Source organism: Anthropogastromicrobium sp. (genome assembly GCF_037349415.1).
Lineage (GTDB): Bacteria > Bacillota > Clostridia > Lachnospirales > Lachnospiraceae > Anthropogastromicrobium > Anthropogastromicrobium aceti.
In genome coordinates, this window is record NZ_JAXWCK010000018.1 from 18,550 (window position 1) to 31,110 (window position 12,561).

Annotated in this window: 9 protein-coding genes; 1 reads left to right on the plus strand and 8 read right to left on the minus strand. The window is 42.8% G+C overall.

The genetic code is table 11. The features are described from left to right. Positions 1-4: 4 nt before the first annotated feature. A complete protein-coding gene (gene gltB / locus WJP93_RS02555) occupies positions 5-4,564 on the minus strand; it encodes a glutamate synthase large subunit (protein ID WP_337546728.1) in 4,560 nt (1,519 codons plus the stop codon). Positions 4,565-4,979: 415 nt separating this feature from the next. Here gltB and WJP93_RS02560 point away from each other — a divergent pair, with 415 nt between their 5' ends. Then, positions 4,980-5,618 (plus strand): RpiB/LacA/LacB family sugar-phosphate isomerase, encoded by a 639-nt coding sequence (locus WJP93_RS02560; protein WP_066558342.1) that lies wholly within the window; start codon positions 4,980-4,982, stop codon positions 5,616-5,618. Between the two features lie 69 nt (positions 5,619-5,687). On the opposite strand, the gene WJP93_RS02565 is transcribed toward WJP93_RS02560, so the two are convergent. From WJP93_RS02565 to WJP93_RS02595, 7 genes are all read right to left on the minus strand, one after another. Beyond that, positions 5,688-8,369, minus strand: a complete 2,682-nt coding sequence (locus WJP93_RS02565; protein WP_337546730.1) for a hypothetical protein — start codon at positions 8,367-8,369, stop codon at positions 5,688-5,690. A 54-nt stretch (positions 8,370-8,423) separates the two neighbouring features. After that, a complete protein-coding gene (locus WJP93_RS02570; RefSeq protein ID WP_337546742.1) occupies positions 8,424-8,687 on the minus strand; it encodes a Txe/YoeB family addiction module toxin in 264 nt (87 codons plus the stop codon). After that, positions 8,680-8,943 (minus strand): type II toxin-antitoxin system prevent-host-death family antitoxin, encoded by a 264-nt coding sequence (locus WJP93_RS02575; RefSeq protein WP_337546731.1) that lies wholly within the window; start codon positions 8,941-8,943, stop codon positions 8,680-8,682. The genes WJP93_RS02570 and WJP93_RS02575 overlap by 8 nt, the downstream gene beginning before the upstream one ends. A 196-nt stretch (positions 8,944-9,139) precedes the next feature. Then, complete coding sequence (locus WJP93_RS02580; protein ID WP_337546733.1) at positions 9,140-10,342, minus strand: iron-containing alcohol dehydrogenase; 1,203 nt, start codon at positions 10,340-10,342, stop codon at positions 9,140-9,142. Next, complete coding sequence (locus WJP93_RS02585) at positions 10,343-11,284, minus strand: LysR family transcriptional regulator (RefSeq protein WP_337546735.1); 942 nt, start codon at positions 11,282-11,284, stop codon at positions 10,343-10,345. After that, positions 11,281-12,099 (minus strand): zinc dependent phospholipase C family protein, encoded by an 819-nt coding sequence (locus WJP93_RS02590; protein WP_337546736.1) that lies wholly within the window; start codon positions 12,097-12,099, stop codon positions 11,281-11,283. The genes WJP93_RS02585 and WJP93_RS02590 overlap by 4 nt, the downstream gene beginning before the upstream one ends. Positions 12,100-12,128: 29 nt before the next feature. After that, on the minus strand, positions 12,129-12,561 hold a 433-nt coding region (locus WJP93_RS02595), incomplete at its 5' end, for a flavodoxin family protein (protein ID WP_337546738.1).

Sequence of the window (12,561 nt, forward strand, 5' to 3'; positions counted from 1 at the left end):
TCCTTTATTTTCTTCCGGCATTTGCATAGAATGCCTCGATCTGTGCCTGCTCGCTGCTTAAGCCCTTCTCCTCCATCAGAACGATGGCATTAAGCATACGCTTATAATCATTCGGGATAATCTTCTTAAACTTCGGCAGATACTCGGAGAAGTGTTCCAGGATATACTTTCCTTTTGCAGAGCCTGTTGTCTTTGCATGCTCTGTGATCATCTCCTTTAATTCCTGTACATCGTATTTATTTGTAAGCTCCTCAATACTGATCAGTGACTTATTCAGTCTTGTGTAGAGATCATTGTGCTCATCAAGCACATAAGCAATACCGCCGCTCATACCAGCTGCAAAGTTCTTTCCCGTCGGTCCAAGGATGGCAACGCGACCGCCTGTCATATATTCACAGCCATGATCACCCACACCTTCAACAACAGCAATTGCACCAGAGTTTCTTACAGCAAAACGCTCACCTGCCACACCTTCGATAAATGCCTTTCCGCTTGTCGCACCATAAAGCGCAACATTTCCAATAATGATGTTTTCATCTGGCTTGAATGCTGCCTTCTTTGGTGGGAATACGACAAGCTTTCCACCTGAAAGTCCTTTGCCAAAGTAGTCATTGCTGTCTCCTTCAAGTGTCATTGTAAGACCCTTAGGTATAAATGCACCAAAGCTTTGTCCGCCGCTTCCCTGTGCATGAACAGTAATTGTATCCTCTGGCAGTCCGTCTGGATGAAGTCTTGTTATCTCAGCACCAAGCTGCGTACCAAATGCACGATTTACATTGCCTACATGAATATCAATTGCTTTTGCATGGCTGCTCTTTACAGACGGCATAAGCTTTTTAATAAGTACACTCTTATCAAGTGTTTTTTCTAGCTCAAAATCATATACATTCTTATGATAATAGCCTGCTACTGATGCATCACTGTACGGATTATCAAGGATGCGGTGCAGATCGACCTCATTTGCTCTCTTATTTGCAAAATCCTTTCTCTGGTATAAAAGATCGGTACGGCCAATAAGCTCATCAACAGTGCGCACACCAAGTTTTGCCATATATTCACGCATTTCCTGAGCAACGAAACGCATAAAGTTGATTACATACTCTGGCTTTCCACGGAAGTTTTTTCTTAACTCTGGATTTTGTGTAGCCACACCAACAGGACATGTATCAAGGTTGCAGACACGCATCATGACACAGCCCATTGTAACAAGCGGTGCTGTTGCAAAGCCATACTCTTCTGCACCGAGAAGAGCAGCAACTACTACATCATGACCATTCATAAGCTTTCCATCTGTCTCTAAGATAACACGGTCACGAAGACCATTCATTATTAAGGACTGATGTGTTTCTGCTACACCAAGCTCCCAAGGAAGACCAGCATCATGGATTGAGTTTCTCGGTGCGGCTCCTGTTCCACCGTCATAGCCTGACACAAGAATAACCTGTGCACCTGCCTTTGCCACACCTGCTGCAACAGTTCCAACACCTGCCTCTGATACAAGCTTTACTGAAATTCGTGCCTGATCATTTGCATTCTTTAAATCATAGATCAGCTGTGCCAAATCCTCGATTGAATAAATATCATGATGCGGCGGCGGAGAAATAAGTGCAACTCCAGGTGTTGAATGTCTTGTCTTTGCAATCCACGGATACACCTTTCCTGCCGGCAGATGACCACCCTCGCCAGGCTTTGCGCCCTGTGCCATTTTAATCTGAATTTCCTTTGCGCTCGTCAGATAGCGGCTTGTAACGCCAAAACGGCCTGAAGCAACCTGCTTGATTGCTGATGAACGATTCAGTCCGTCCTTGCCGATTGTAAGACGCTCTAACGCCTCACCGCCTTCACCGCTGTTGCTCTTTCCATGAAGAGTATTCATTGCGATTGCAAGTGTCTCATGTGCCTCCTGAGAGATAGAACCATAGGACATAGCACCTGTCTTGAAACGTCTTACGATGCTGTCAACACCCTCAACCTCCTCAATCGGAATGCCTCCGTCCTCAGGGAATTTAAATTCCATAAGACTTCTAAGACTCATCGGATTTCCATCATCGCGAAGACTCTCTGAGTATTTTTTAAACAGTTCATAATTTCCTGTTCTTGTTGCTTCCTGCAGCATATGAATAGTAAGCGGATTATACAGATGCTCCTCCTTACCGCTTCTTTCCTTATGAGCACCAACGCTGTCAAGTGTCAGATCTACGCCAAGTCCAAGCGGATCAAATGCTGTTGCATGCCAGCTCTCAATATCATCCTCAATATCCTTTAAGCTGATGCCCTCGATACGAGAAACTGTTCCTGGGAAATATTTGTCTACCAGATCCTTATCAAGACCAATTGCCTCAAAAATCTTGGAGCTGATATATGACTGAATAGTGGAAATACCCATCTTTGCTGCAATCTTTACAATACCATTTAAAACAGCCTTGTTGTAATCGTCGATTGCTGCATAAGGATCCTTGTCAAGCATATGGCTAGAAACAAGATACTTGATTCCCTCATGTGCCAGATACGGATTGACTGCACTTGCACCAAATCCAAGAAGTGTTGCAAAATGATGAACTTCTCTTGGCTCTCCTGTCTCTAAGATAACAGACATAGAGGTACGCTGCTTTGTAACAACAAGATGATGGTTAAGCGCAGAGACTGCTAAAAGAGACGGAATTGCAATTCTATTCTCATCTACGCCGCGGTCGGAAAGAATAATAATGTTCGCTCCGTTGTGGTGAGTGCGGTCAACATCAATGAATAGGCGATCAATTGCCTTATTTAAGGAAGTACTGCGATAATAAGTAATCGGAACTGTCGCTACCTTGAAGCCTTCGATGTTCATGTTGCGAATCTTAAGCAAATCAGTGTCTGTTAAGATCGGATCATTGATACGAAGAATCTTGCAGTTTTCAGGTGTATCCTTTAAGATGTTTCCTGCGCATCCAATATACAGATTAGTTGAAGTGACGATCTCCTCACGGATGGAGTCAATCGGCGGGTTTGTAACCTGTGCGAAACGCTGCTTAAAATATGAAAACAGCGGCTGATGCTGCTTTGAAAGCACAGCTAATGGAGTATCATGACCCATTGCAGCTGTCGGCTCTGTTCCTGTCTTTGCCATCGGCAAAACGATGCTTCGAAGCTGCTCAAATGTATAGCCAAAGTTCTTCATTAAGCGAAGCATCTCTTCTCTTGTAAACTCTGGTACGCGCACATTCGGAATCTTTAAATCGCGCAGTTGAACCATATTGGAATCAAGCCACTCACCATATGGCTGGCGTGCTGCATAATAACCCTTAAGCTCTTCATCATCAATCACGCGTCCCTTCACTGTGTCTACTAACAGCATACGGCCTGGGCGAAGACGCTCTTTCTTTACGATGATTGACGGATCAATGTCAAGTGTACCCATCTCAGATGTTAAGATCATACGGTCATCAGATGTAATGATGTAGCGGCTCGGACGAAGACCATTTCTGTCTAATACAGCGCCAAGCTGATCACCATCGGAGAATACGATGGCAGCCGGTCCATCCCATGGCTCCATCATAGTTGCATAATATTGATAGAAATCCTTCTTCTTCTGTGACATGGACTTATCATTGATCCATGGCTCTGGAATCAGAATCATGACAGCAAGTGCCATTGGCATGCCGCTCATAATTAAAAATTCCAATACATTATCCATCATTGCGGAATCTGAGCCTGAATCATCGACAACAGGAAGAACTTTTGAAATTTCGTTTTTAAGTTCTTCTGACTCCATTTTTTCCTCACGGGCTAACATCTTATCCACATTGCCGCGGATAGTATTGATCTCACCGTTATGTACCATGTAGCGGTTCGGATGAGCACGCTGCCAGCTTGGGTTTGTGTTTGTAGAGAAACGGGAGTGAACCAGCGCGATTGCAGAAACATAAGCTTCATCCTGTAAATCGTTGTAGAAATTGCGAAGCTGTCCAACAAGGAACATTCCTTTGTAAACGATAGTTCTGCTTGAAAGCGAAACAACATAGGTATTATCATTTGACTGCTCGAAGATACGGCGGATGACATAGAGCTTGCGGTCAAATGCAAGACCCTTTGCCACACGTGACGGACGCTTTAAGAAGCACTGCATGATGCATGGCATGCAGTCGAGTGCCTTTGAGCCTAAGATACCCGGTGTGACCGGAACCATTCTCCAGCCAAGTACCGTTACACCTTCCTTCTTTGCAATAATCTCGAACATCTTCATCGACATGCGGCGGTCAGTCTCGTTCTGAGGCAGGAAAAACATTCCAATACCATAATCTCTCTCATCACCGATGTCGTATCCAAGTTCTTTACAGACACCTGAGAAAAACGGATGTGAAATCTGAAGTAAAATACCTACACCATCTCCTGTTTTTCCCTCTGCGTCCTTACCAGCACGATGCTCAAGATTTTCAACAATCTTTAATGCATCCTCTACTGTCTGATGCGTTTTTGTTCCTTTAATATTGACAATTGCACCAATACCACAGTTGTCATGTTCAAAACTGGGATCATACAGACCTTCTGTAGTTCCCCAAGGTGTTTTGCTAGTCTGTTCCATGTTGGTCCTCCTGTTTTTTTCAAAGAAAGCCAGAGAGGTGTTCTGCGTCTTTGCAGTCCGTGCCCTCTCTGGCTTTTTCTTTCTTTGTTTGTGCCTACTATACAGCATCTTATTCATTTTGTAAAGAAAGACTTTTTGATAAATTTTCAGATAATTTTAATTTATTTTGTAGGTCGTTATATTTTTGTTAATTTTTTAAACTATTTCTCACGATTTCAGTTCTTTATTTTGTTTATATTTTTAAATATATTTTCTTATTTTTGTTGTTTTTTCTTTTCAACAAGGTTTTTTAACCATTTCTCTGTTTCAAGTTGACAAAATCACTTTTCTCACCTATTATCTTATTAGATAGTTTTAACAAAATTGTGCCGTGGCGAACTATCCTTGGCAAAACGGCATAGGAAAGGTTACAAAAATGAAAATTGCATTAATCAATGAAAACAGCCAGGCTGCAAAGAATAGCATGATTGAGTCTGTTTTAAAGGAAGTTGTTACACCAATGGGTCACGAGGTTGTAAATTACGGCATGTATGCTGCTGATGATGAGGCTCAGCTGACTTATGTACAGGTTGGTCTTCTGACCGCTATTCTTTTAAACAGCGGCGCTGCTGATTTTGTTATCACAGGATGTGGTACAGGTGAGGGCGCTATGCTTGCATGCAACTCCTTCCCAGGCGTTCTTTGTGGACATGTTGTTGATCCGTCTGACGCTTACATGTTCTCCCAGATCAACGCTGGAAATGCTGCTGCATTCCCATTTGCAAAGGGCTTTGGTTGGGGCGCTGAGCTGAATTTACAGTACTGCTTCGAGAAACTGTTCTGCACTGAGCCAGGCGGCGGATATCCACCGGAAAGAGTTGTTCCGGAGCAGCGCAATAAGAAGATCCTTGACGGTGTAAAGAAGATCACTCATACTGATATGATGACCATCTTAAAGAATATTGATCAGGATTTCTTAAAGGCAACTGTAAGCGGTGCAAAGTTCAAGGAGTTATTCTTTGACAGCTGCAAGTGCCCAGAAATCAAGGCTTACATCGAGAAGGTTCTGGCTTAACCCATAAAGTTTACAAAAAATAAGTATCAAAAAAGACCGGCAGCAATGTCGGTCTTTTTCTTTCCTGACTTATGCCCGATGAAATTCATTTCCCGGCATTTCTTCTATGAGCTTACGAACACCGTCCATCGTATCTGGAAGCGCATCGCGAAGCAGTTCAAGTGTGGTGATTGTATTTAAGCCCCACTGCGCTGCGAAGTTTGTCTTGATCCACAAAATTTCCATATGTGCTTTCTTTTGGTCGTCTGTTGCGTAGCAAACTGGTGTGAAGCCAGCTTCGTCACCTATTTTAATCAATGCATTCAACAAATTTTTCCAAACCGTTTTGGCAAGTGACTTATCTTTTGTGAAAAACGCAGCATAGGCACCGATATCGGATGCAAACCAAGGGAATGCAAATGGACGTTTCTCAATTAAGCCATGCGTCTTCTCTTTTTTCTGCTCTGGCGTCAGATAATAAAATCCACCGTAGACAGAAAGAAGCTTTCTCAGTGTCTCATCGCCAAGCATATCTGCTAGCTCCCACCAGACTTCCGGGCCACCCATGCAAATCTGCAAGTGCATATTTGGACTCTTCTCGTCCTCGCCCTCGTAAATCAGATGGCCATTTTCTTCGTAACGATAGGACGGACCTGATGCCAGTCCAAACGGCATCTTACTAACGTCCTTAATTCCTCGACGAATCTTTTCCAGATAATAAGGCTCTAATGTGCGCTCATACTGCGTCATCCAGTTTGATAAAAATGAAGTCCAGTCTGGGCCGCTTCTTATGACTACATAAGGACCTGTCTCATCCTTTTGCTGGAAATAGGTAATATTTTTCATCGAAAGGTCTGCGTCCTTTGCATCGGCCATTGCATCGCCAATACGCGCATCTCCTGTCAAATAATAGTAAACGCGGTGATGACCTGCCATAGAAACGCGCGGTTCCTTGCAGGAGCAGCCCCAGTGACGCACATTATGACGTGATCCGATACCTGCCATCGGTCCAAAGTGGTAAAAATCCACTTCTGAACAGTGACGGCTCATTGCCTCTGCCACTGTAAATACATCTTCTCTTCCTGTGCGAAGAAAATACAGCCACAGCCAATAGGTCGGAACAAGCTCCGTGTTCTGCCATGCAAAACCGCCCATGTCATAGCGCCAGCAATGACGAATCGGATCATACGTATGCATAACATCACCATAATCAAACAAACCATACCATTTTCTTGCCTCGATCTCATTTTTATAAAAATCAAATAGCTGATCAAGCTGATTCTCTAAGAAGGCTTCTGACTCTGTTTTTCTTTCTGGCAGACTCCAGTAGCCAAATGCTTGCTTTTCGTGGTAAGCTATTGGTGATTCAACATAAACAGGCGGCTTATTTACGCGATTCGCAAATGTATTTAATTCATTTTCCTCAGTTAAAGATGATCTCACAGAGAGCGTGCACTCACTTGTCACGGCAATTCCTTCTGGGCTTGCACCAAACCAAGGAAATCCTTCGTATGATGTCATCTGGTAGCTTCTCGTATCATAATGACGAAAATCAAAACTTTTGGCCTCTGGCGAATAAAACCATGCCGTGCAGAATGCGTTGTCACCAGCAAGATTTGTCACCTCAAGACCAGACGGATATTTCTGCCAGAAATCACGAATACCAAGAAGGATGCCTCCATTTTCACCACATACCTCCATTGCTCCATGCGCACGTCTGCCTTCTGCGGCACTAAGCACACAACACTGCGGCTTTGTCTGCTTACCGATTCTGTAATGATCAGCACTGTCCTGATAAAGAAAATATCGGTTCCATACTGGAAGATCGGCTGCTGCCTTTTCGACATCACTGTCTGCCGGGTAGCCCCACGTTTTTCCGTCAAGCTGTTTTTTTAAGACAGATGGCTGCAAACGAGGATAAGAACTGTTTAATAAAATTGCTGCCTCTTTAAATGGCAATTCGCCTGCAAAGCGAATATGATGCTCATATGGACGACCCTCCAGCACGGTATCAAAGCGGATGCCAAGTCCTTTTAAGAAATCCGTTTGCTCATCTCCATCAAAGAAAAAGGTATGAACAAAGCGAATATCGCTGCTATTTTTATTGATGTACATGCGAATACAGAATTTCATTTTATTTTGATTTTGATGCTGATAGCTACCCTCTGCCTTTATCGTTAACGCAAGTGGACCATCTTCTTCTATTGTTACAGCTTTGATTGCTGCCTTATAGGCTCTCGTCACCTTTGTCTGACCGTCAAGATCAAAATTTGTACTATTTTCATTGCCTTGTTCTTCAAGATAAAGAACTGGTAACGCCTTTTTTACACGCAACTTTCCATTTAAGAAAATATCCTCTGCCAAAGTATCTGCCTTGTTTTTCCCTGTTGGGACTTTCAAAGAAAGGACGCCATTGTCTATGTACAGCCAGTTATCGTTTCTTCGGATAATCATGGAAACTAGCTCAGCCGTTTCTTCACTAACTTCTCCTGATTTGATTTGTGCTGTCAGTGCAGCCTCTTGCCCCATCTTCGATGCATCTGCCGTATGGGCTACCCACTTGATACTTTCATCTGGCCACCATGCCGTGATACGTGACTGCACTGGAATGGATTCTTTATTTTCATTTTGTAATACAAAAGAATCCATCCCATCATTCTTAAAATTTGGAATGACCAATGTACCTTTTTCCCAATAGCTTCCAAATGTCACATAACCAGATGCGACCCTGTTTTCCAGGCAATGCAATTTAATTGTTTGCTTTGACTCCATAATGTTACCCTTCCTCTCTGAATAGGTAGTGTTAAAACATTCTAATTAAATTTTTTACTTATCACTATAATGATATCGACAAGCCAATATAAAAACATTATTTTCATCAATTTTATAGATAATCCTATCCTTATCGTTAATGCGCCTGCTCCAATACCCAGCAAGATTTCCACTCAGCGCTTCCGGCTTTCCGATTCCTTCATTTCCATTTCGGCAAATATCTTCTATCAGCTTATTAATCTTCTTTAACGTTTTTCGATCTTCCGTCTCCCAAAATGTATAATCCGCCCAACCATTTTCTGTAAAAACTTTATTCATCATCCACCTCAATAAGCTCATGTGTAGCACAATGTCCATTTTCCAACTGTGCCTTAGACTCCATTAACCAGTCATAATTTGCCTTGTTTCCCATTACGTACACATTTTCCATGAGATTGTTGTAGGTTTCTTCTGACAGGATGACAACATTTTTATTATTCTTTCTCGTAACAATCATGGTTTCATAATCATCTGTGACCTGATCCATGTAGTGTTTCATGTTATCTCTCAAATTCGTATAATTAACTGCTAACATATGATTCATCTCCTTCCAGCTTATTGTGTACAGTTTTCTGTACCTATTCTTGTAGTATATTATATAATGTAAAAAGCGATTCGTCAATTCTTTTTCTGCAATCCGCAAGACAATATCATAGCCTGAATTAACTGCACAAAAAACGGGCAGACCGTTTTAATCTGCCCTATCACTCGTCAATTCTTTTTGGAAATTCTTATCTGGAGTACAGCGGAATGCTCTTATCATTTGCCATGCGGTAAATTTCTGCTGCCTCTGGTGCTCCAATCTTCTTCATCACGCCGACCGTGCGCTTTCCATAAAAGCTGCATTTGTCTGCCATCTCTTTGATCTGTTCCTCAGTTGCATGGATGCCAAGTTCACACAGACTTGTTGGCATGCCGACGCTTCGATAGTAGTTTTCCATTGCCTCAATACCTGCTACTGCTGCCTTTTCATCATCAGTTTCCTGAATATTAAAAATATTTCTGGCAAATTTTGCAAAACGCTCTGGACGTGCCTTGTAGACATAACGTGCCCAGCTTCCCCACACTGCTGCAAGTCCTGCACCATGTGCCACATCAAACATACCGCCAATCTCATGCTCTAGCTGGTGGCAAGCCCAGTCGCCTCCATCTGTTCCACATCCAGTCAGGTCATTGTGTGAAAGGCTGGATGCCCACATCACCTCTGCACGTGATTCGTAGCAGTCTGGATGCTCCTTTAAAATCTTGGAGTGCTTCATTACAGTCTTTATTAGTGCCTCACTGATGCCATCGGTCAGCTCCATGTTTTCACTCATATTAAAATAGCGTTCCATCGTGTGCATCATAATATCGGTGCATCCACACTGTGTCTGATAATCTGGCAGTGTGTATGTCAGCTCAGGATTCATCACAGCAAAACGACAACGGCAAAGATCAGTATTACAGCCACGTTTTAATCCGCCGTCCTCATTTGTGATAACTGATGAATTGCTCATCTCACTTCCTGCTGCTGCAATGGTAAGCACCGCACCAATCGGAAGACATGCGGTCGGCACACGCTTTTTTGCGTAGAAATCCCACACATCACCTTCATTTGCAACACCATATCCGATTGCCTTTGCAGAGTCAATAACGCTTCCGCCGCCAACTGCCAGAATAAAATCAATCTTCTTTTCCCTGCACAGTGCAATGCCCTCTCTTACCTTTGATAGACGTGGATTTGGAACAACTCCTCCAAGTGTCTCATAAGCAATGCCCTCTTCTTTTAATGACTGGCACACACGATCAATCAAACCAGAAGCAATCGCGCTCTTTCCTCCAAAATGAACAAGTACACTTGATGCGCCCTGCTCCTTTACGAGACGTCCCGTCTCTTTTTCTGTATCTTTTCCAAATACAACCTTTGTCGGTGCATAATAATTAAAGTTATTCATTTATTTCCTGCCTTTCTTTGAGCCACCAGGGACGGATATTTGGCCACCGTACCTGTCCCCAATGGCCTCTATGTAAGCCTGCGCCAGCTTTCCAAGCACGGCTTTCTTGTGGTGAATATAGCCAATCTTCATCAGACCTTGTTCCTTTAATGGAACTGCTATAATGTTTTCTCCATTTAAGTTTTCATCAATTACACCACTGCAAACCGTGTAGCCATTTAGTCCAATCAGAAGATTAAATAAGGTTGCACGGTCACGCACGCGAATATTTTTTTTGCGTAATACACGGCTGTAGCGCTCTTCCGCATAATAAAATGAATTATGTTCTCCCTGCTCAAATGACAGATATGGATATGGCGCAAGATCATCCCAGTCTACCGTCTTTTTTGTGGCAAGCGGATGTACACTGCTTATAAATACATGCGGTTTTGCTTCAAAAAGTGGTGTAAATACAAGCTCCTTTTCGCGAAGTGCTCTTGTGATAACATTTTTATTTTCATCATCAAGATATAAAATGCCAAGCTCACTTTTCATAAGCGCAACATCTTCAATGATCTCGTATGTCTGCGTCTCGCGAAGATTAAAGTCATACTCTTCGCCCGCATACTTTTGAATCAGCTCTACAAACGCATTAACTGCAAATGAATAATGCTGTGTGGAAACGCAAAAATTTCGCCCCCACTGGCGCTCATTCGTGTACTTTTCTTTGAGCAGCTCTGTCTGCTCCAATATCTGCCTTGCATATCCAAGAAAGACCTCGCCCTCCTTAGATACTGCCACGCCTCTGTTGGAACGGATAAAAATCGTCAGATTCATCTCCTTTTCCAACTCCCGAATTGCAGTTGTCAGACTCGGCTGTGTGATGTAAAGCCGCTCAGCAGCCTCTGTGATTGTTCCCGCAGAAGCGACGGTAACGGCATATTGTAACTGTTGTAATGTCATGCTTCTTCCTTCCCGGAAAAGGTTTGATCAAAAATTTTACCAAGACGCATTTCTCCTCGATATGCCTTTTCTAACTCCTCTGACATTTTTATGGCATCCTGCACACTTTTCTTCATAAGAAGTTCTAGCTTTTCATTGCTGTAACGGCATCTGGGATTGTCTTTCTCATTGGCAAAAAAACCATGAATCTCACCATATACACGCGCAATACGCATTCCGGCAAAAATGACATGACGTTTTGCCTTGCTTGTCGTGAAGAGCAAACGTGAAAACCACAAAAAGCCTTTGATTGACTGATGAATTTGAACTGGCTGCAGGCCATAAAACAGTGCAATAGGCTTTGCCCAGCGAAAATTTGTGGATAAGGCCTGTTTAAAATCCCAATTAAACGGATCTAATCCATCTTTTTTCATTAAATATTTTTCAAATTCCTTTTCGATTTCATGATGAGAAATACGTCTTGTCTTTTCGAAATGGTTGATATAGGTATGACATGATGCATCTAGTGCAAAATGACACACAACGCCAAGCGCATATGCCCATAATGCTTTTTGCATTTTGTCTCCCTCTGCTGCCGAGCGATGCATCTGGGTCAGCGCATGTTCAAAAAACACGCGCCCCGTCTCATGATGAATAACAACGCCGATCTGCGTGATCGGGTGACGAATAATTGGATGATAAAAGAACAAAATATCTGGTCCATGCAGACCAATCTCATACAGATCCTGATAATCCTCCAACAGTCTTTGATATTTTGCTGGAAGCTTATTTTTCACCATTTGTCCAAATTTATAATGTGCATAAAATGCCGGCATCGAAATCTCCCTTTCTGCAATACAATAATTTACCTGATAAAATTAGTAGAAACTTCCTTTTTTGTATCTGGAAGCGCAATGTTTTGTGCCTTTCCAGCCTCAAAACATTTTAGCATCCATGCCATGCATTTTGCTGCATTACGCATGGTCTGCAAGCCCTCTAAATCCTGACGAACCTCTTCTGGACAATTTCCATGAACCATGTTCCAATAGGTAGAACCTACTGTTGGCATCTGGTTAATTCCAAAATATTTATTAATGGCATCTAATGACGCAGTTGTACCAGCTCTTCTTGCAGAGGCAACTGCCATGCCTGGCTTAAAACGAAATGCAGCACCGCCACTGTAAAAGGCACGATCTAAAAATGACATAATGCGGCCGCTTGGATGCGCATAATAAACTGGTGTGCCAAATACAAAGCCATCTGCTTCTTTTGCCTTTTCTACAAATTCATTTACGCAG

Bases quoted from the DNA above. Each gene is read 5' to 3' on its own strand.
- gltB (WP_337546728.1), bottom strand. From the start codon at position 4,564: ATGGAACAGACTAGCAAAACACCTTGGGGAACTACAGAAGGTCTGTAT.
- WJP93_RS02560 (WP_066558342.1), top strand. From the start codon at position 4,980: ATGAAAATTGCATTAATCAATGAAAACAGCCAGGCTGCAAAGAATAGC.
- WJP93_RS02565 (WP_337546730.1), bottom strand. From the start codon at position 8,369: ATGGAGTCAAAGCAAACAATTAAATTGCATTGCCTGGAAAACAGGGTC.
- WJP93_RS02570 (WP_337546742.1), bottom strand. From the start codon at position 8,687: ATGAATAAAGTTTTTACAGAAAATGGTTGGGCGGATTATACATTTTGG.
- WJP93_RS02575 (WP_337546731.1), bottom strand. From the start codon at position 8,943: ATGTTAGCAGTTAATTATACGAATTTGAGAGATAACATGAAACACTAC.
- WJP93_RS02580 (WP_337546733.1), bottom strand. From the start codon at position 10,342: ATGAATAACTTTAATTATTATGCACCGACAAAGGTTGTATTTGGAAAA.
- WJP93_RS02585 (WP_337546735.1), bottom strand. From the start codon at position 11,284: ATGACATTACAACAGTTACAATATGCCGTTACCGTCGCTTCTGCGGGA.
- WJP93_RS02590 (WP_337546736.1), bottom strand. From the start codon at position 12,099: ATGCCGGCATTTTATGCACATTATAAATTTGGACAAATGGTGAAAAAT.